The 20986-nt window shown below is 63.3% G+C and carries 16 protein-coding genes; 14 read left to right on the top strand and 2 right to left on the bottom strand.

What is annotated here, in order from left to right:
- Positions 1-204: 204 nt before the first annotated feature.
- Positions 205-2625 carry an Ig-like domain-containing protein gene (locus P7B02_RS07025; protein WP_277785611.1) on the top strand — a complete coding sequence of 807 codons (2421 nt, stop codon included), beginning with the start codon at positions 205-207 and terminating at the stop codon, positions 2623-2625.
- Between the two features lie 56 nt (positions 2626-2681).
- Here the strand turns inward: P7B02_RS07025 and P7B02_RS07020 are convergent, their stop codons facing one another.
- Both P7B02_RS07020 and P7B02_RS07015 read right to left on the bottom strand, forming a co-directional pair.
- Positions 2682-4001 (bottom strand): glycosyltransferase family 4 protein, encoded by a 1320-nt coding sequence (locus tag P7B02_RS07020; RefSeq protein ID WP_277785610.1) that lies wholly within the window; start codon positions 3999-4001, stop codon positions 2682-2684.
- On the bottom strand, positions 3998-5095 hold the full coding sequence (locus P7B02_RS07015) for an FkbM family methyltransferase (protein ID WP_277785609.1): 1098 nt from the start codon (positions 5093-5095) through the stop codon (positions 3998-4000). Before P7B02_RS07015 ends, P7B02_RS07020 begins: the two co-directional genes overlap by 4 nt.
- Before the next feature lie 541 nt (positions 5096-5636).
- Here P7B02_RS07015 and P7B02_RS07010 point away from each other — a divergent pair.
- The 13 genes from P7B02_RS07010 to P7B02_RS06950 all read left to right on the top strand — a co-directional run bounded on the left by P7B02_RS07010 (position 5637) and on the right by P7B02_RS06950 (position 20938).
- Entirely contained in the window at positions 5637-7637 is a 2001-nt protein-coding gene (locus tag P7B02_RS07010; RefSeq protein WP_277785608.1) for a hypothetical protein, read from the top strand.
- Positions 7638-7714: 77 nt separating this feature from the next.
- Positions 7715-9238 carry a class I SAM-dependent methyltransferase gene (locus tag P7B02_RS07005; protein WP_277785607.1) on the top strand — a complete coding sequence of 508 codons (1524 nt, stop codon included), beginning with the start codon at positions 7715-7717 and terminating at the stop codon, positions 9236-9238.
- A gap of 123 nt (positions 9239-9361) precedes the next feature.
- Positions 9362-9658, top strand: coding sequence for a helix-turn-helix domain-containing protein (locus tag P7B02_RS07000; protein ID WP_277785606.1), 297 nt, complete (start codon positions 9362-9364; stop codon positions 9656-9658).
- A gap of 34 nt (positions 9659-9692) precedes the next feature.
- Positions 9693-11105: a hypothetical protein gene (locus tag P7B02_RS06995; RefSeq protein WP_277785605.1), complete on the top strand. Its 1413-nt coding sequence runs from the start codon at positions 9693-9695 to the stop codon at positions 11103-11105.
- A gap of 163 nt (positions 11106-11268) precedes the next feature.
- Positions 11269-12051, top strand: coding sequence for an ABC transporter permease (locus P7B02_RS06990; RefSeq protein ID WP_277785604.1), 783 nt, complete (start codon positions 11269-11271; stop codon positions 12049-12051).
- A 2-nt stretch (positions 12052-12053) separates the two neighbouring features.
- The gene (locus P7B02_RS06985) at positions 12054-12803 is read left to right on the top strand and encodes an ABC transporter ATP-binding protein (protein ID WP_277785603.1); all 750 of its coding nucleotides are present in this window, start codon (positions 12054-12056) and stop codon (positions 12801-12803) included.
- 157 nt (positions 12804-12960) lie between these two features.
- Positions 12961-14685 (top strand): type I secretion system permease/ATPase, encoded by a 1725-nt coding sequence (locus tag P7B02_RS06980; RefSeq protein WP_277785602.1) that lies wholly within the window; start codon positions 12961-12963, stop codon positions 14683-14685.
- A gap of 18 nt (positions 14686-14703) precedes the next feature.
- Positions 14704-16035 carry an HlyD family type I secretion periplasmic adaptor subunit gene (locus P7B02_RS06975; RefSeq protein ID WP_277785601.1) on the top strand — a complete coding sequence of 444 codons (1332 nt, stop codon included), beginning with the start codon at positions 14704-14706 and terminating at the stop codon, positions 16033-16035.
- A gap of 96 nt (positions 16036-16131) precedes the next feature.
- On the top strand, positions 16132-17106 hold the full coding sequence (gene gmd / locus P7B02_RS06970; protein ID WP_277785600.1) for a GDP-mannose 4,6-dehydratase: 975 nt from the start codon (positions 16132-16134) through the stop codon (positions 17104-17106).
- Between the two features lie 2 nt (positions 17107-17108).
- Positions 17109-17741, top strand: a complete 633-nt coding sequence (locus tag P7B02_RS06965; protein WP_277785599.1) for an acetyltransferase — start codon at positions 17109-17111, stop codon at positions 17739-17741.
- 8 nt (positions 17742-17749) lie between these two features.
- Positions 17750-18868 (top strand): DegT/DnrJ/EryC1/StrS family aminotransferase, encoded by a 1119-nt coding sequence (locus tag P7B02_RS06960; RefSeq protein WP_277785598.1) that lies wholly within the window; start codon positions 17750-17752, stop codon positions 18866-18868.
- Between the two features lie 4 nt (positions 18869-18872).
- Entirely contained in the window at positions 18873-19907 is a 1035-nt protein-coding gene (locus P7B02_RS06955; protein WP_277785597.1) for a glycosyltransferase family 4 protein, read from the top strand.
- A complete protein-coding gene (locus P7B02_RS06950) occupies positions 19904-20938 on the top strand; it encodes a glycosyltransferase family 4 protein (RefSeq protein WP_277785596.1) in 1035 nt (344 codons plus the stop codon). Before P7B02_RS06955 ends, P7B02_RS06950 begins: the two co-directional genes overlap by 4 nt.
- Positions 20939-20986 lie beyond the last annotated feature (48 nt).

Below are 20986 nucleotides of genomic sequence, written 5' to 3'. Positions count from 1 at the left end.
TGGGGGCGCCGTGTCCGGGACCGACGTCAGCGCTCGTCTCTCTCTCTCTTGGTGACAAGGTGCTTCTCTGTCCGCAAAATCGCCGGCGAGCGTATAAAAATGCGTGTTAGAGCCTAGCTTGTTCAGTAAATCCTTAGGTAGTGTGCGGTGAATCACGCGTCTGTGACGCGTTAGTGACGCAAGACATGCCTGGGGGCTTTTTGTATGGCTGCTCTGACTTCGATCAATCTGGCGAGCGCGACGCCTACCTCGGACGACACTCTCGTCTACAACGTCTCATTCGACGCGGCCGTTCAGGGCGTTGACGCCGCCGACTTCGTGCTTGCAAAGACGGGCGGCGCGGACGGCATAATTTCGGGCGTAACAGGGAGCGGAACCGCGTGGCAAGTGACGGTCATCGGTGTGACCGGTACGGGCACGCTCGGCTTGAACCTGCGATCTGACAAGACAATTAGCGATCTGACCAACACGGCCATCACGAATGTGGGCGTTTTCGCTGGGCAGACTTACACGTTGGACAACACCGGCCCGGCGGTGACCGGCGTCACGGTGCCGGGCGCTGCGACGTACCATACCGGTCAGCCTCTCAGTTTCACCGTCACCTTCAACGATCCCGCGTTCGTCATCACCGGCACTCCTCGCATCGCACTGACGGTCGGCTCAGCGACGGTCTACGCCAACTATGTGAGCAGGGTCGGTGCCGATGCATTGTTCCAATGGACGGTCACTTCCGGTTCGGTGGACGCCAATGGCATTGAAGTTGGCGCCCTGACACTTAACGGCGGCACGATCAAAGACACTCTTGGAAACAACGCGATCCTGACTCTAAACGGCGTCGGCACGACCTCGGGCGTTATCGTCGATGCGACGGACCCGACAGTGGTGTCGACGACAGGTCCGGCAGCCGGAACGTATCAAGCGGGCGCGAACCTCGACTTTGTCGTCAAGTTCAACGAAACCGTCCACGTCACCGGTTCGCCATTCCTTGCTGTCACTATCGGCGTCGACACCGTACAGGCGGTCCGCGTCCCGGGGGCCGACAGCGACACTGTGACGTTCCGTTACACGGTCGGTGCTGGCAACATTGACACCAACGGTCTAACGACCGGCAGCGGGATCATCCTAAACGGTGGGTCGATCGCCGATCTCCAAGGTAACCCAGCGGTCACGAACGGGCTCTCTTTCTCAGGATTGGGCAGCGTTTTTGTGGATGCGGCGCCGCCTGCCGTCGACAAGATAGTGCTCGCCGATGGCGCGTTCACAAAGGGCGGCACCAAGCAGTACGTCGTGACCTTCACCGAGAACGTCACCGGCGTGGACAAGGATGACTTTGTTCTGTCGACCACCGGGTCGGCAACCGGGACGATTAGCTCCATCTCCGGAAGCGGTTCAACCTACGTTGTGACGGTTGCAGATGTTGCGGGCGATGGCGCTTTGCGTCTCGACCTGAAGGCGTCGGGCACAGCCATCATCGATAGCGCCAGCGCGCCGATTGGGGGCGGCTTCACTGCAGGTGATCATTACATCGTAGACAACTCCGCGCCGCCGGCGGCGGTCATCAACGCAGTGGCCACAAACGACGTGATCAGCGCGGGAGAGATTTCCGGCTTAAAGTTCACGGGTACGGCGGAATCTGAGGCAACTGTTCGGATCAGCTTCGGGGGCGTCGTTCGGACCGCCACTAACGCGGCAGGAAGCTGGAGCTATGAGGTCACTGACGACGACCTGCGCGCCATGGGATCCGGCCCCGAAACACTAAGCGTCACCGTAACCGATAGGGCGGGCAACGTTAGCGCCGCCGCCACTCGAGCGATCTCCATCGACATTGGCGTCGTACCAACTGGTCCGGGCGGCACCCCCGGCACGCCGGGCACGCCGGGCACCCCCGGCTCTAAGCCGACTAGCATTGCCGATGTGGCGAAGCTTGCTTCGGCTGAAGCAACCAAGGCGGTTCTGGAAGCTGCGAACATCATTCCAGATTCTCCCAAGGTGACCGCGCAGACGGGTACAGCCTCGATTGTGAACAAGAATGTCAGCGACGCATTCAGCGCCTACTCGGCCGGCACTATCACGCTAGACCAGCTTCAGGTGAAGCTAGTGGACGCCACCTTGCCGACCACGGGTGTCGCTCACGACGTCTACAAGTTCTTCACCGGCGCCGCCCCATCAGCGAGCGGCATGGCCTATCTGATCGACTCGCCCACCAACACGACCGATCTCACGGACGCTTACTATGGCGTTTTCAGCCTCGAGAACCGGTACATCAACTTCTCAGTTAATCTTGGCAAACTCGGCGAAGGTCGTGCGACCTTCGAGGCGAAGTACGGCTCGATGACATTCTCCCAGGCGGTCGAGAAGGCTTACGGAGACATCATCGGGTTCTCCAACGCCATTCAGGCCGGCGTCGATTTCACCGCCGCTCTCGCTTACATCGAATCCAAGCAAAGCTACTTCCAGGCACTTGGTGGAGATGCTCTCGGCGCGAAGGCGGCGATGGTTGGCTACGTGATTAGCGTCGGCAGCACCTTCCACCTCGGCAACTACTATGAAGATTTGAAGGACTATGTGATCGACAGTGTCGTCAGCAACGCTGGCTCGCCGGCGGCGAGCTGGGACCTCATCTAGTCCCCTTCCAGATGATCGAATTGAAGAGCGGCCCGGAAGCATTTCCGGGCCGCTTTTTATATAGCGGTCTGAGGTTCGGCGGCTGTCGCAAACAGCCGCGTAAGGGCTGCCGACAGCCGATCGGTGCCTGGGTGGTCGCGGTCGATGCCCAGCTGCGCCAACCGCCAGCCCATCCGCTGGCCCACCGCCAGCAGGGGCAGGGCGTCGATGGTTTCGCGGGCAGCGGCCTCCAGGCCCTCGGCGTAGCGTTGCGGCCCCAGGGCGTCGAGGGCGTAGGCGCGGGCCTTCTCGCCCATCTTGCGACGGGCGGCGGGATCGGCGGCGAGCCGCTCCAGCGTCGCGGTCAGCTCGGCGACATCCACTTCGGGCTTGATCTTGCAGACCAGATCGTCGGGCTGTTCGCCATAGAAGCCGGCGTCGCAGACGATGGTCGGGCGGCCCGACAGCATGCCGTCGATCACCGAGCCCGAGGCGCCTTCCAGCACCGGGCGGCGCAGGCAGGTGATGATGTCGGCGTCGGCCATGGCGGCCTCGAAGGCGTCGTCGTCCACCGCGCCCTCGATGGACAGCCCGGTGAAGCCGAGCTCGTCGGCCAGGGCGGTGAGGCGCTCGCGCTCCGAGTCCAGGATCGCGCCGACCAGGCGGTAGCGGACGCTGTCCTTCAGCGTGTCGGAAGCGGCGATGGCCTGGATCACCTCGGCGACGCACTTGTTGGCGTTCATGACGCCCAGGGTGAGGACCACCAGCTCCTTGCGCTTGCGAGCCGGGGCGGGGCCACCGGGACGGGCGGGACCGCAGAGCGGGATCATGCCCACGGGCCCGGCGCAGACGGCTTCGAGCCGCTCGCGATAGAAGTCGGCGTGGGAGAGGGCGCCGGCGCAGCGGCGAGCGACCCATTCGGTCATGGGGATGACCTTGGCGATGCCGCCCATGTCGAGCTCGCCGGAGCGCGCGGCGCGGGCGGCGTCCAGGGCTTGCGGGCCATAGACCGCCTCGATCTCGCCGTCGTGCACCTTCCAATCCAACTGTTTGTCGAACAGCCAACCCGAGAACAGGTTGTAGATGTAGAAGTCGTGGAAGACGCCCAGGGACGGGACCTGCTCCAGCACCGGGAAGATGCCCCCGTGGAACAGGTAGTTGTCGCCCACATTGACGATCGCCAGATCCACCTGACGCGCCAGGGCGGCCAGATCCACCTTGGACCAGTGCCGGCAGGGCAGGCTGGTGGGGTGCAGCGGCGCCTGCGGATCATCGACGCTTTCGCTGCGGATGATCTGCACCTCGTGCCCGCGGGCGGCTAGCTGGTCGGCGACGGCGGCGTTCACCCGGCCGATGGCCGAGCGCTGCACGAAGGGGGTGACGATGGCGAGCTTCATGCCGCGCCCAACCGCTTGGCCGCCGCGCCGCCCGGTTTGACGAAGGCGATGTTCACCGACTCCACGTCCTTCAGGCCCTTCGGATCACAGGGGCTGACCAGCCCCGTGGGCTCGGCGATGGCGTAGGCCTTGTAGCCCTTCGAGGTGAAGGCCTTGAACCAGGCGGCGGGGGTGACGCCCACGCGCTCCAGGTGGCTGGGACCGTATTCGGCGATGATCGCCAGATCGTTGTTGGCCTGCAGCAGCCCGGCCATGCCCTCCAGCACGTCGAGCTCGGCGCCTTCCACGTCGATCTTCACGACGTCGAGCTTGGTCTTTGCGCCGATGGCCTCGTCCAGGGTGACCACCTTCACCTTCACCTTCTTGGCCGCCTTCTGCTCGTCGCCGGGCAGGGCGTATAGTGAGGAGTGGCCGATGATCGGGCTGACATTGAAGGTCAGAGTCCCAGCCTTGGCTCCAACAGCGGTGTCGCGCAGGTCGACCCAGGACAGGCCGTTGGCGGCGGCCATCTTGGAGGCCAGGGTGCGGGGTCCAAGCTCCGGCTCGAAGGCCCAGACGCGCCCGGTGTGTCCGGTGGATCTGGCGCAGACCAGGGTCAGCAGGCCCACATTGGCGCCCACGTCGGCGACATTCATTCCGGGCACAATCAGCTTCTTAAGCGCCCGGCGCGTTCCCGGCTCCAGGCCGCCTGTAGTGGCGTCGGCCAGCATGAGCGTGAACAGCGGCTGGTCTCGGGGGGCCATGACGTAGCCGTCGCCTAGGCGCACGGCGATGGTGCCGGCGTCGTAGTCGATGAGCGGCCGGGTCTTCAGCTCGATCTCGTCGAATCGAGGCCCGAAAAGGCCGGCGAGGCCTTCGGTGCGTGTGTCGAGATGTTGGATCAGCGCCGTCTGGCGTTGAGCCGACGCCGAATCGAGGCCGCGATGGACGGTCAGCATGGAAGCCTGCAGCGACCGCTCCAGCCGCTCCATCTGCTCGGACAGTTCGGTGATCCGACAATCGACATGGCGCAGATGATGCTCGACCGAGGCGTTGAGATAGCGACGGGCGTAATGGGCCAAGGGGCCGAAGGCGCCTCCGACGATGCGGCGCAACGGATTTCGCGGCCTGGGAGCAGCGTTCTCAGCGTCGCTCTCGGCGGCACCCGACTGAGGTCTAGGTGGCTTGGCGTCCTGGCTGACCATGGCATTTCGGATGGAGAGGTCGAGTCGGGCTGGGCGCAAGGGCGTCTCCATCACAGTATTCATTGAGTGCGTGACTCGCGCCTAGACCTGTCGACAGCCGGGGTAAAGAGGCTGTGTCCGCCAGGCTTTAGCGTGCAACGCCGTCAGTCCCATACGCCTGTGCGTTTAATGCAACACTGGGCGCCCTTCATCAACCTTAACGGGTTGCTAACGACGTTACGTGAAGGGGGGCCAAGGCGGCGAAAAATATGGAGAAAGCGGCGGAACAAACTGCCGCTGCGTCCGCTTATCCGACCGTTCACGACCCGCAAAAAGCCGGGCCACCACTGGCTGGAGGCGGGTGTGTATGAAAAACGCTGTACACAGGAATTTCCTTCCTCTATAGCACCCTTAGCCTGGCGTGGTTGATGCCGCTCCGGCGATTGCAATCTCCCCTGGAGGACACACCGAAATGGCGACTCTCGCCCAACTGACCACGGCGTACACGACGATCACCCGTACGCAGCCGTCGGCCGCTCAGACCCTGGTTCTGACCGATCTGGCCACCCGTTCGTCGAACGGCACCATCACCGACGCTCAAGCTTACGCTTACGTCAACTCGCAAGCTCAAGCCACGACCTCGGTCGCCGCGCTGTCCTACCAGTTCTTCACCGGTAAGACCCCGACCGCCGCTGGCTTCGACTACCTGGTCAACAGCACGACCAACACCTCGGACCTGAACGACGCGTATTACCAGAACTTCAATCTGGAAAACCGCTACATCAACTTCTCGATCAACCTGGGCGTGAACGGCGAAGGCCGCACCGCGTTCTCGTCGACCTTCGGTTCGCTGTCGTTCGCCGACACCGTGCGCGTTGCTTACGAGCGCATCATTGGCACCGCTCAAGCTCAAGCTGCCGGCATCAACGTTCAGGCTTCGATCGACAACATCGTCGGCCGTCAGGCTTACTTCGCCGCTCTGGCCGCCAGCCTGCCGGCCGCTGACCGCGAACTGGGCACCAAGGCCGCCGTCGTCGGCTACATCCTGGCTGAAGCCACCAAGGCTAACGTCGGCGTGTACGTCACGGCCCTGAACAACTTCTACACCGACGCTGCCGACGGCACCGCCAACTTCAACGTCGACCTGACCACGTCCTACGGCACGGGTTCGGGCGGCGCTGGCGACCCGGGCATCCCGGGCGGCGTGACCATCAACTACGCTACGGCTCCGGCTGGCACGGCTGTCAACCTGACCTCGGCTGACACGGCGTTCCGTTCGACCGCGGCTAACGATACCGTCTCGGGCGGCACCCTGACGGGCGCCACCATCGACACCGCCGGCGGCAATGACGTCATCACCGGCCTGACCGTCGACAACACCGGCGCCACCGTTGACACCGTGATCAACACGGGCGTTGGCGCTGACACCGTCACCATCACGCTCTCGGAAGATGCGACGGCCACCAAGGCGATCCTGCTCGAAGGCGGCGCTGGCACCGACACCCTGAACGTCACCAACACCGCTGCCGTCACCAACGGCAACGCCTACAGCACCACGATCTCGGGCTTCGAGACCATCAACTTCACTGGCGCTTTCGCCGTTGACGCTGACTCGATCTCCGGCGCGACCGCGGTGTGGGCGAACGGCGCTGGCGCTGTGACCATCAACGACATCGCTCAAGGCCAGTTCACCGTCGGCACCAAGTCGTCGGCTCTGCTGACCGCTGCCTATGACGCTGGTACGACGGCCGCAACCGTCGCCATCGGCGCCGGCGGCACCGGTGGTGTCACCGTAACGGGCGTTGCCGCCACCGGCACGACCACGGTCACGGCTTCGGCCAACGCGACCTCGGGCGCCATCACGACCTCGACCGCCAACCTGGTTCTGACCGGTGGCGTCGAACTCAACCTGTCGGCCGGCGTGACCCTGGCTGGTGCTGCTCGCAGCATCGACGCCAGCGCTCTGTCGCGCGTCGCTCTGACCTACACCACGGGCGGCACCACCAGCGACACGATCACCCTGACGGGCGGCAACGACGTCCTGACGATCACCAACCTGGCCGTCCTGAAGTCGACCACGATCAACCTGGGCGCTGGCTCGGACCTGATCGCGATCACCGACGCCAACAACCTCGACATCAACTCGTCGGGCGTTGCGGTTGGCTGGGCCAAGATCAACGGCTTCACCGCTGACGACACCCTGGACCTGACCGGCGCCGGCTTCGGCACCTACGTCACCAACGCGACGCTGGACGCCGCCTACATCGGCAACTCGACGCTGGAAGACTTCCTGGCCGACGCGGCCGCCAACCTGGCTGCGAACGAGTTCACGGTCTTCACCTTCAACGGTAGCACCTACATCTACCTGGAAGATGCGACCGACGGTGTGAACGACGCCGACGGCCTGATCCAGCTGGTGGGCGTGACCGGCCTGACGGTCGGCGCCGCCGCCACCAACGACATCCTCGTCTAAGCCTAGGCTTATCGATGATGGGAAAGCCGGCCTTCGGGCCGGCTTTCTTTTTTTGTGGCCCGCGTTAGGAAGGGTGCATGAGCACCTGGAACGAAGGCTACACGACTGACGTGCAATACACGTCGTTCTTCCATGCCGAACTCGCCCCGTCCCATTTGGAGTTTGCGAGTCTCGCTAATGGCTTCCACGCCCCGAACCTTCAGGGCAAGTTCGCTTATTGCGAGTTAGGCTGCGGCCAAGGCGTGACGTTGAACGCCTTGGCTGCCGTGCACCCGCAGGCGAACTTCTGGGGGCTCGATTTCAACCCCTCGCAAATTGTTAATGCGCAACGCATGGCTGATGCGGCGGGGCTGGAGAATGTTCAGCTCCGAGATTGGAGCTTTGCGCAGGCCCTCGAACATGCCGACGAGTTGCCGCGCTTCGACGTTATCGTTCTGCATGGCATCTTATCTTGGGTCTCCGATACGAATCGGCAGGAGCTCGTGAGCTTCATCGACCGCACGCTTAAACCGGGCGGGTTGGTCTACGCGTCTTACAACGCTTTGCCTGGATGGGCGGTTATGGCTCCGCTGCGCCACCTCGCGCGGCAACACTACTTACGCAATCCCAAGCGCTCGGATCTGCACGTTCCTGACTTCGTGAAGTTCGCCGATGTCATGAACGAAGTGAGTGCACTCTATTTCAAATCGAATCCATCGGTGATGGGCCGCTTCGAAACGATGCGCAAACAGCCGCCCGCATATCTGGCGCACGAGTTCCTCAATGCAAACTGGCGCGGGTTTTACGTTAATGAGATCGCGGAGCAGTTCGGCGAGGCGCGCCTTGATTATCTAGCTTCAGCAACGCTGATCGAAAATATTCCGGCGGCTTCCTTGCCACCTGGCGTCGCAGGGCTTCTTCAACAGCATATGCCTGAAGACCGGATTTGGCAGGAACTCGCCAAGGACTACGCAAACAACAAGATGTTTCGGCGTGACCTGTACTGCAGGGGCCTGAACCATCTGAACGCCGCTGATCAAGGCCGTGCTCTGGCTAAGACGCTGTTTGCGCTGACGGCGCCGCGGTCCGCGGTGAAGATCGCGTTCCAGGGGCCGGTAGGGGAGGCTGGAGGCGCTCCTGACGTCTACAATCCGATCCTTGATCTCCTCGAGAAAGGGGCGGCGACCTTTGCGCAGATCGTCGCCACAGTGCCTGGGCGCGATCACGCCAAAGCTCTGCAGGCGGTGATCCTGCTCGTTCACTCTCGGCAAGTCCTGCCGATTACGAATTCCGTGCCGGAGAGTGCAGGCGCGTTAAACCGCTTCTTGGTCGACGCCTACTTTGAGGGCTCCAGCTATCACATCATTGTCGCGCCGCGCGCGCGCACGGCTCTGAACGCTGCCGGCAATGATCTAATACTATTGGGCGCCCTTCTCGCCGGCAAGAAGACCCCTAAAGAGATCGCAAGCTACGGAGTTGAGCGCTTGGCAAGCAACGGCCGGGCATTGCGTCACGGCGACAAGGCGCTGCAAGGCACCGCGGCTGTAGAGCACCTCGTCTCGCAGCTTGGTCCTGAGTTGGAAAGCCGCACTGCCGTCTGGCGTGACCTCGGCATCATCTGAGGGTGGTGTACAGCAAAGTCATATTAAGTGACGCTTGTACCGTGGCGCTTTATGCGTTAAGAAACGGAGCAATTCAGCAATCTATCTGTCGGCCCTGGTCGGCATGGGGGCGAGGTTCCGGCCATGTACGGCAATCCGCAGCGTCTAAACACCAGCGAAGCGCAGGACTTGCGCAAAGAAGGCGGTCGTTGGCTCAAGGCTCAGCGCGAGGCTGCGGGCTTGTCTCAGCGCCAACTCGCCGCGCTGGTAGGCGCCGACTATTATACGTTCATCTCCCAGCTGGAGACCGGACGCGGCCGCATCCCGCCGGATCGCTACCGCGATTGGGCTGAAGCGCTTAACGTGGACTCCCGCGAATTCGTGCGCGAGTTGCTTCGTTTTTACGATCCGATAACCTATGGGATCCTTTTTGAAGCCTAACCGGTTTTTGCTGGTTTAAGGGTCGCCCCCGCGCATGGTCGCACAGGTCATCAATCTCTTTCGTCGGCCTGCGGCTTTGCCGGAGGACTGGACTCAGGCAGAGATCGCCGAGTTCTACCGGGTCGAAAGCGCTCTGATCCAGGCGGGCTTGCGGATCGAAACCGACCGCGGCGTCTCCGATGAGGGCGAGCCTTGGTTCGTTTTTTGCCGCGCCGATGACGGCGAAGTGGTCATCCATTTTGCCCGCATTGATGGACACTACGTCATATCCTCGCCCGCTTACGACGGCGTGGCCCAGGGTCTGAACTTCCAGGCCTTGGTGCGCAATCTGCTCGACCGTCACCCACTGGTCCAGACGCGCAAAGCCGCCAACAACAATGTCTTCCTGCACCCGGCGGCGATTCTCATCGCCATCGTAGGCACCGCTTTTTTCAAGACGGGTGAGGCCAAGGCCGACGACGGTTCGAGCAAGTCCGACACCCGACGCGCCATGCTGACCAGCACATCGACCCCCACTCAGGTGGTGGCCGCGCCGGGCGAAGGCACGATCAAAATCGATGGCGCCCAAGCTATGGCGATTCTGACAAGCGCCATGTTGATCCTGCAGCGTGATGGGGCTTTAGCGCAGGCGCCTGTCGGCGTTTCGGGGGCTTCGTCGGCTTTGCAGGGCGCTTCATCTGCCGATGCAAAAGACAGCATGGCGGGCCTGTTCACGACGAATGAGGCGCATAGCGCGCTCTCCTTCAGTCCCGCTGATCCGGCTATCAAGAGCTTGCTCGCTGTGTCGGCGGTCCTCCATGATCTTCCGGCGGCGCCGGGCGTGATGACGCCTTCCGTCGCAGTCACGGCTGAGCCCGTGGCGTCATCTTCCGCCATCGCCCCATCGCCCCCGTCCACCTCCACGGCTTCCAGTCTGCATGCGCCGGTCATTGAGCGTTGGCAGTTGGAGATCGATCTGCGCGCTGCTTCGGTTCCAGAAGTCTCGGCGATCCGGATCGTTCAGACACTGGCCCAGGGCGAACTTGCAAAGGTGACCGTCCATCAAGGCGCTTTGCCGGACATTTTGGCGAAGTTCCTCACCCAAGCGGAATCGGTTCCGATCAACAAGGTCGTCGCTCCTGTCGTGGAAGCTCAACCTGGGGAGGGCGGATCCCAAAGCGACCCTTCCGCGGAGCTTCCGGTCCTGAATCCCGAGCCGACCGTGCCGGTCGATAATGTCGATCACAACGCTGTGGCTAAGCAGATCTTCGACTTCTTCGTCGCCCATACCCAAAGGGTCGAGATCGTTGTCACCGGTGATGCTGTTGTGCTGTACGATGCGTCTCTTATGCGTCCGTCAGCGGACTGGTCGGATGTCACCAGTGTGACTTTAAACTTCGATGACGGCAGCACGATCAGCATCGTGGGCCACGCTCACGCGATTTACGAACACCTCTACGGGGGGTAATGATCCGCTCCGGGCTTGGCCCCAACCGCGGCTCCCTTTATTACGGCCGGCGAAATGTCGCAGAAGTGACAATCGCGCCTTCGAGCCTTGGCGAAGTAGCGTAACTACTGTAGAGACCCTCGCCTGACGCGCTTGGCCGCGCCGACTGGATTGCCCAGACTTCATGACGAACTTGAAGGAGCTCTACCGCGCGCTCGCCGCCTGGGACGTCTGGTGGGCGATCGCCATGGACGATGTGTTGGCGCGCTATCGCCGCACCGCGCTGGGCCCGCTGTGGATCGTGTTTGCGCAAGCCGCCTTCGTGGCCGGCCTCTATATCCTCCACAAGAGCCTCTTCGCCGCCGGCGGCGACCAATGGCGCTACCTGCTGTATCTCTCCGCCAGCATGCCGGTGTGGAGCCTGCTGTCCTCGCTGCTGCTGGACGGATCAACAGCGCTGTTGCGGGCCAAGGGGTTCATCGAGAGCTATCCGCTGCCGATGCCAATCTACATTGTGCGCTCGATCGTCGCCTCCTTTGTGATGTTCCTGCACATGCTGTTGGTCTATCTCGTGGTGCTGCTGATCGTGCGGCCAACCTTCGAGCCGAGCATGCTTTTGGCTGTGCCGGGCCTAGCCATCGTCATGCTCTTCGGTCTTGGCATCACGCTGCTCCTGGCGCCCCTCAGTGCTCGCTATCGCGACGTCGCTCCGGCCCTGGCGGCAGGGATGAACCTGATGTTCGTGCTGTCGCCGGTCTTCTGGAAGCCAACGGCGGAGCAGAAGGCCCAGTGGCTGCTGCAGATCAATCCGTTCTATCACCTGCTCGAAGTCGTCCGCACGCCCCTGTCCGGGGGGCAGATCGAGCCCCATAACTGGGGCGTGGCGGGGGGCATCGCGGTCGTCAGTCTCATCGCCGGGGTCATCGTCTTCGGGCGCACCCGCTCGACCATCAGCTACTGGATCTAGCCATGGCGCACATCACCCTCGACGGCGTGACCGTGGCCTACCCGGTCGTCATCTCCAACCGCCAGCAGTCGGCCTTCGCCAACGCCGCGCACGCTCTCAGCTTCGGCCGCTATGGCCGTGGCGTGGGCGTTGACCATGTGGTGGCCATCGACGATCTGACCCTCGACTTGCCGCGCGGCTCGCGCATCGGCCTGATCGGCCGCAACGGTTCGGGCAAAAGCACCCTTTTGAAAACCTGCGCGGGGATCATCACCCCGGCCAAGGGCAAGATCGACATCACGGGCACGGTTGGCTGCCTTCTTGGTCTCGGTTCGGGCCTTGAGGTGGACAAGTCCGGCATGGACAATATGAGGCTGATCGGCCGTTTCCATGGCTTGCGCGGCTCCGACCTGAATGATGCTGTGGCCGAGGCCGCCGAGTTTACGGAGCTTGGCCCGTTCCTGCACATGCCGGTACGCACCTACTCCACCGGCATGATGGCGCGTCTGGCCTTTGCGATCGCCACCGCGCAACACAGCGACATCATGTTGATCGACGAGGTGATCGCCACCGGCGACGCCCACTTCATCAACAAGGCCGTCGACCGCGTCCGCACGGTCTGCGCCAATTCAGGGGTGACCCTAGTTGCCAGCCACATGCCGAATCTGCTGGCCGACTTCTGCGACGAAGCCATCTGGATGCATGCCGGCAAGGTCCAGGCCCGCGGTCCGGTGCTGGAGGTCTGGGATCAATATGCCGCCAGCGTCAACTAACTCGCGAGCGGCCTGCCTCTTGCAGGGCGGATGCGGGCGTGATCTAGCCCGCTGCCGTCCGTTTGCTTACATTCCGCTGCATTTTCATGGTCGAGACGCCGCCTCGATCGAATCGATCCTGAACCGCGCCGCGGCGCCGTTCCTTTAGGGCCCCTGAATGGCTGCTCCCAAACCTAACGTGAAGCTCACCGCACTCAACCGCGCCGTGGATGTCGCCAAGCCGGCGATCTTCACGGCCGTTGTGTTCAGCTTCTTCATCAACGTGTTGGCCCTGGTCAGCCCGCTCTACATGCTGCAGGTCTACGACCGCGTGCTGACCAGCCGTAACGAGATGACGTTGCTGTTCCTGACGCTGATCGTGATCTTCCTGTTTGTGATCTACGGGTTCCTGGAAGCGCTTCGCACTCAGGTGCTGGTCCGTGGCGGCCTTAAGTTCGATAGCGAGGTAAGAGATCCCGTGTTCGGCGCGGTGCTCGACTCGACGCTCAAGCGCAAGGGCATGGGTCCGCAGTCGTTCCGCGACATGGACCAGGTGCGCGACTTCCTTACCGGAGCCGGCTTGATCGCCTTTTGCGACGTTCCGTGGATTCCGGTGTTCGTCATTGTCGCCTTCATCCTCCACCCGTTCTTTGGCGTGCTGGCGATCATCTCCGGGCTGATCATCTTCGGTCTGGCGCTCGCCAATGATCGCGTGACCAATGAGCCGCTGAAGCAGGCCAACACCGCCGCGATCGCCGCCCAGAACGACGTCGGCGCCACGCTTCGCAATTCCGAGGTCATGAAGGCCATGGGGATGTGGGGCGGTCTGCAAGAGCGGTGGAAGCTCAAGCGCGACGAACAGATCAAGTGGCAGGCGTCTGCGAGCGACTCCGGCGGCGCGATGATGTCGGGGATCAAATTCTTCCGTCAGGTTGTCCAGACCCTGATCCTGGGCGGCGGCGCTTACCTGGCCATCAAGGGCGACATCTCGCCCGGTTCCATGATCGCCGCCTCCATTATCGTGGGCCGAGCGTTGGCGCCGATCGAACAGGCTGTCGGCCAGTGGAAGGGTTTTGTCGGCGCCCGCACGAGCTGGGATCGTCTCCAGGTCACTTTGCGCGAAAGCCCCGAAGGCGAGGAGCGCATGCCGCTTCCGGAGCCGAAAGGTCGCTTGGCCGTGGAAGGCGCAGCCATCATGCCGCCGGGCGGCTCGGCGCCGACGCTGCGCAACGCCAGCTTCGTCCTGGAGCCGGGCACTGTGGTCGGGGTCGTCGGCCCCAGCGCCGCAGGAAAGTCGAGCCTGATGCGAGGTCTGGTCGGCGTGTGGCCGACGGTCGCCGGCGCCATTCGCCTGGACGGCTTTGATCTCAAGCAATGGGACCCGCAGCAACTTGGCCGCCACATCGGCTACCTGCCGCAGGATATCGAACTGTTCAGCGGCACTGTCGCCGAGAACATCGCCCGCTTCGCCGCTTATGACGCCAACGACGTCATCGAAGCCGCCACCCTGGCCGGCGTTCATGAAATGGTGCAGACGCTGCCCAATGGTTACGACACGCCGATCGGCGAAGTCGGCGCAACGTTGTCCGGCGGTCAGCGCCAACGTATTGCTCTGGCTCGTGCTGTGTACCGCATGCCGGCGCTCGTCGTCCTCGATGAGCCTAACGCAAGCCTGGACGCCGCGGGCGAGCAGGCGCTGGCGGAGGCCATCGGCAAGCTCAAGGCGGCAGGCAAGACCGTGGTGTTCGCCACGCACAAGCCGAACCTGCTCGCAATCACCGACGCGATCATGGTGGTCAACGGCGGTGTGATCGCCGACGTGGGCAAGCGCGACGAGATGTTGGGCAAGCTGCTGGGCGCTCCGCGCCCCGCCGCCCCGCCCGCCTCCGGCGCCCCTGCCTGAACCGACGAGGCTTAGAACATGAACCCGTTTCTCAAACTGCCCAAGCTGTCGGAAATCATCGACCCTCAGGACAAGTCCAAGGGCGTGGCCCGCTTCGGCTACGCGATCATCATCCTGACGTTCGGGGTGCTGGGCCTGTGGGCGGCCTTCGCTCCGCTGGACGCAGCCGTGATCGCCCATGGCTCGCTCTCCAACGAGACCAGCAAGAAAACCGTCCAGCATCTTGAGGGCGGCATCGTGCGTGCGATCCACGTGCGCGAAGGTCAGGAAGTCCGCAAAGGCCAGCTTCTTTTCGAGCTGGATCCAACTCAGGCCAACGCCAGCTTCGAAATCGCCCGCAACCAACTTTTGGCGCTACTCGCCCAAGAAGCGCGCCTCTCGGCCGAACGTGACAACCAGCCGTCGATCACCTGGCCGGCCGAGCTGAACAACGCCGCCGGCGATCCCGCCGTGGCCAGGGCCGTCGCCGACGAGCAAAAGCAGTTCTTTGAGCGCCGCGCGACGGTTCGCGGGCAGATTGACGTGTTGAACGCGCAAAAGTCCCAGTTCCAGAGCGAGATCGAAGGCATCGAGCGTCAGAGCAGCGGCCTGCGTGAGCAGGTGGCCTATGTGGACGACGAACTGGTCGGCCTTCGCACGATCTACGAGAAGGGCCTCGTACCCCGTCCGCGTCTGCTGGCCCTGGAGCGTGAGCGCGCGTCGCTGAACGGATCGATCGGGCGTTTGCAGGCGGACCGCTCCAAAGCCCAGCAGGGGGTGGGTGAAGTCGGCCTCAAGATCCGCCAGCTGCAGCAGCAGTTTTATGAGCAGGTCAGCCAAGAGATCGCCGAGGTCCGCGTGAAGATCGCTGACATCCGCGAACGCGAAGTCGTTGCGGCCGATCAGGTCAAGCGTATCAATGTCGTTTCGCCCGCCAACGGCGTCGTTCAAAATCTTCGGGTCTTCACCAATGGCGCGGTCATTCGTCCAGGTGAGCCCATGGTGGATGTGGCGCCGGAAGACGAGGATCTTTTGATCCATGCGCAGTTCGCACCGACCGATGTGGACAATATTCACAATGGCATGCGGGCCGAGGTTCGGCTGAGCTCCTTCCACTCGCGCAAGATCCCGGTGCTTGAGGGGACTATCCAGTCGATCTCCAAGGACCGCATCATCGATGAGGCCAGCAAGAGCGCTTACTTCCTGGCGATCGTGCGTGTGGACGACAGCAACCTGCCCAAGGAAGTCGCCAAGCGCATTACAGCCGGCATGCCCGCCGAGGTGATCGTGCCGACCGGGGAACGCACGGTGTTGCAGTACCTGTTCGAGCCGCTGTCCAACACCCTGCGCAAGACCATGCGCGAGGAATAAGGCGTCAGCTCATCCTGTGACGGCCCCGCCGAAGTCGCGGGCGGGGCCGTTTGAACCGTCGCGCAACCAGACAAAATAAGAAGGGCGCGAACGCGCATGTCGAGAAAAGCGTTGATCACCGGCGTGACCGGTCAGGATGGGGCCTATCTGGCCGAATTGCTCCTGAACAAAGGCTATGAAGTCTATGGCATGGTGCGCCGTTCGGCTTCGCCCGAGGCCATGCTGGAGCGCCTGCGCTGGATCGGCGTGATCGACCGCGTGAATATCGTCCTGGGCGATCTGCTGGACCTGAGCTCGCTTATCCGCGTGGTGCGCGACGTGCAGCCGGACGAGATCTACAACCTCGCCGCCCAGAGCTTCGTCGGGGCTTCGTGGGACCAGCCGCATCTGACCGGATCGGTCACCGCGCTTGGCGTCACCAACATCCTGGAGGCCGTGCGCATCGAGGCGCCGAAGGCCCGCTTCTACCAGGCGTCTTCATCGGAGATGTACGGCCGCGTCCAGGAGCCTATCCAGAGCGAGACCACGCCGTTCTATCCGCGCAGCCCCTACGCGGTGGCCAAGATGTACGGCCATTGGCTGACCGTGAACTATCGCGAGAGCTACGGCCTGCACGCCTCGTGCGGCATCCTTTTCAATCACGAAAGCCCGCTGCGGGGCCTCGAGTTCGTGACGCGCAAGGTCACGGACGCCGTGGCCCAGATCAAGCTGGGCAAGGCCGACAAAGTTGAGCTGGGCAATCTCGACGCCAAGCGCGACTGGGGTCACGCCCGCGACTATGTGGACGCCATGTGGCGCATACTGCAGCAGGACACCCCCGACGACTACGTGATCGCTACCGGCCGCACCGTGACCGTGCGTGAAATGTGCGACATCGCGTTCAAGGCGGCGGGGCTGAACTACGAGGACCACGTGGTGGTCAGCGAGAAGTTCTTCCGCCCGGCCGAGGTGGACATCCTATTGGGAGACCCCGCCAAGGCCAAGAACGCCTTTGGCTGGGAGCCGACCACCACCCTCGAGCAGATGATGACCGAGATGGTTCAGGCCGATCTCAAGCGGCACGGCGGCTGACCATGTCCGCCGGACCGGTGATCGTTCTGGGCGCGGGAGGTCACGCTAAGGTCGTGATCGAACTGCTGCGCGCCAGCGGTCATGAGGTCTTCGGCGTGCTGGACGCCGATCCGACGCCACGCACGGTGGTGGACGCCCCGGTCATAGGCGACGATTCCCGACTGGAGAGCCTGAAGGCCGAGGGCGTGACGCATGCCTTCATCGCCATTGGCGACAACGGCCTGCGCCTGCGCCTTGGTCGTAAAGCGCAGCGGGCAGGTCTTGAGCTGGTCAACGCCGTCAGTCCTTTCGCCCGTGTCTCGCCGTCGGCGCGGCTCGGCGTCGGGATCGCCATCATGGCGGGCGCGGTGATCAACGCCGAGAGCGACATCCGCGACCTGGCCATCATCAACACCGGCGCGGTGATCGATCACGACGGGCTGATCTGCGAAGCGGCGCACGTAGCCCCCGGCTGCGCCTTGGCGGGCGACGTCACCGTGGGGCAGCGGGCGTTTCTCGGCGTCGGCAGCAGCGTCATTCCGGGCCGCCACATCGGTGAAGACGCCGTGGTTGGGGCCGGCGCCTGTGTAGTCCATGACATTCCGGCGAGTGCGCTCGCCATGGGCGTTCCGGCCCGCGTAACCGGCCGGGTGTGAGAAGAACAATGGCAGATCACCTTCCCCGCATCTCCGTGGCCGCTCCGGTCCTGGACGGACGCGAGCGCGAGTATGTCAACGAATGCCTGGACACCACCTGGATTTCCTCGGTGGGCCGCTTCATCAGCGAGTTCGAGAAGGCGTTCGCGGACTACTGCGGCGTCAGGCACGCCATCGCCTGCAACAACGGCACCACGGCCCTGCATCTGGCTTTGACGGCGCTTGGTCTGAAAGCCGGCGAAGAGGTCATCGTCCCCAGCCTGACCTATATCGCCTCGGCCAATTCCGTCAGCTACTGCGGTGCGACCCCCGTCCTGGCCGAGAACGAGACGCGCACGTTCAATATCGACCCCGCGGACATCGAGGCGCTGATCACGCCCAGGACGCGCGGCATCATGCCCGTGCATCTCTACGGCCACCCGGCGGAGATGGATTCGATCAACGCCATCGCCAAGAAGCACAACCTCTTCGTCATCGAGGATGCTGCCGAAGCTGTCGGCGCGCAGTACAAGGGCCGAATGACCGGCTCGCTCGGCGATGTCGGCGTCTTCAGCTTCTTCGGCAACAAGATCATCACCACCGGCGAAGGCGGGATGGTGACCACCAATGACGATGAGCTGGCTGCAAAGTTGCGTCTGCTGCGCGGTCAGGGGATGGACCCGGCGCGTCGCTACTGGTTCCCGATCATCGGCTTCAACTATCGCATGACCAACATCCAGGCCGCGATCGGCCTGGCCCAGCTGGAGCGGATCGACCACCACCTGGATGGCCGCCGCCGTGTGGCCGCCTTCTACGATAAGGCCATGGCTCGTCTGGGCGACCGAGTGATCCTGCCCGTGGTCGAGGACTACGCCACCCACGTCTACTGGATGTACACGATCCAGCTGGGCGATGGCGTCGCCAAGTCACGTGATCAGGTGATGCTGGACATGGACGCCTTGGGTATCGAGACCCGCCCGGTCTTCCATCCCATGCATGTTCTTCCGCCCTACCAGCATCTGGCGACACGCCCCTTCCCCAAGGCGGAGCTTTGCGCCGGTCGCGGGATCAACCTGCCCACTCACGCCCTGTTGAGCGAAGCCGACATCGACCGCGTGGTCGACGCGCTCGACAAGGTCCTGGCCTGATCCCGTGAAGATCGCGCTTGTCTCCTCCTTCGTACCGTTCATCAACGGCGGAGCCCGGTTCATTGTCGAATGGCTGGAGGAGAAGCTGCGCGTCCATGGGCATCAGGTTGAGCGGTTCTATCTGCCATTCATCGACCATCCTGATGAGCTGCTGCACCAGACGGCGGCATGGCGGCTGCTGGACCTGACGGACACCTGCGACCGGGTGATCTGCTTTCGACCGCCGGCTCATGTGATCGACCACCCCAACAAGGTGCTGTGGTTCATCCACCATATCCGCGCCTATTACGACCTGTGGGACACCCCCTACGGCGTGCCGGTGGACGCCAAGTCGACTGCGGTGCGCAAGGCGCTGGTGGATCTGGACACCCGCACCATCAAGGAGGCGCGCGCTGTCTATACCAACAGCCAGGTGGTGGCCGACCGCCTGATGAACTTCAACGGCATCAAGGCCGACCCGCTCTATCCGCCGATCTACCAGCCAGAACGCTTCCGCCACGACGGCTATGGCGACGAGATCGTGGTCGTCTGCCGGGTGGAGCCGCACAAGCGCCAGTCCCTGCTCATCGAGGCGATGCAGCATGTGAGGAGCGGCGTGAAGCTGCGTCTCTGCGGCACGGCCTCCAACCCGGCCTATGGCGCCGAGATCGGCGGCATGATCGAAAGCCTCGGCGTGGCAGACAAGGTGGTTTTCGACGACCGCTGGATCACCGAGGAGGAGAAGGCCGAGGTCATCGCTCCGGCCCTGGCGGTGGCTTACCTGCCCAAGGACGAGGACAGCTACGGCTACCCCTCCTTGGAGGGCGCGCATGCCCGCAAGGCCGTGCTCACCACCACCGACAGCGGCGGCGTTCTGGAGCTGGTGGAGAACGGCCGCAACGGCTTTGTCTCCGAGCCCGATCCTGTCGCCCTGGCTGAGGTGATGGACCGCCTGTGGCTCGACCGAAAACTGGCCGGCAAGATGGGCGACGCTTCGCTCAAGCGCCTGTCGGATCTGAAGATCGACTGGAACACCGTGGTGGAGCGCCTCACCGCATGAAGGTTCTGGTGGTCAACAACGCGGCACCCTTCATCCGGGGCGGGGCCGAGGAGCTGGCGGACCATCTGGTGCGCAAGCTGAACGCCACGCATGGTGTTCAGGCTGAACTTCTGCGCGTGCCCTTCGCCTGGGCGCCGCGCGAGCGCCTGATCGACGAGATCGTGATGAACCAGGCGTTCCAGCTCTATAACGTCGACCGGGTGATCGGGCTGAAGTTCCCCGCCTATCTGATCCCGCACGAGAACAAGGTGCTGTGGCTGCTGCACCAGTTTCGTCAGGCCTATGACCTGGACATCGCCGGCCAGGGTCACTTGGGCGATGATCCTGACGGGCGGGCGATCCAAGGCGCCATTCACCGCGCCGACGACCAGTGCTTCGCGGACTGCCGCAAAATCTTCGTCAACTCGCCGACCACCCAAGGCCGCCTGAAGAAGTTCAACGGCTTTTCCAGCGAGGTGCTTTATCCGCCGCTGAACGATGAGGAACTGTTCGTTCCGGGCGAGTACGGCGACTACATCTTCGCCGGCGGCCGCGTGGCGCCGGGCAAGCGCCAGCATCTGCTGATTGAGGCCATGGCAAGGACCAAAGGCGGCCTGCGCCTTGTGATTGCCGGGCCGCCGGAGACCGCTGAGTACGCCGCCGAGCTGGAGGCGCTGATCGAGCGCCTGGACCTGAAGGAAAAGGTCGAGCTGAAGTTCGGCTTCCACCCGCGCGAGGACATCGCCCGCTGGGCGGCGGGGGCGCTGGCCTGCGCCTACCTGCCGTTCGATGAGGATTCAGTGGGCTATGTGACCATGGAGGCTTTCGCCTGCGCCAAGGCCATGCTGACGGTGGAAGACAGCGGCGGACTGCTCGAGATCGTCAGCGACAGCACCGGCGCCGTTGTCGCGCCGACGGCTCAGGCCTTGGCTGATGGAATGATGCGGCTTGCCGATCCGGCCCGGGCGCGCAAGCTCGGTGCGGCGGCCAAAACGCTGTGGGACGAAAAAGGTGTGACCTGGCACGAGACGATCCGCCGACTGTTGGCGTGAGCGTCCTTGATTAGGTCACGATGATCTGGTTGACCGCGCGGTTTGAAG

The organism is Caulobacter segnis (assembly GCF_029543125.1).
In the GTDB taxonomy this organism is placed as follows: domain Bacteria; phylum Pseudomonadota; class Alphaproteobacteria; order Caulobacterales; family Caulobacteraceae; genus Caulobacter; species Caulobacter segnis_D.
The sequence above is the reverse complement of the archived record's forward strand: the minus strand, read 5'-3'. Positions and strand labels throughout refer to the sequence as shown.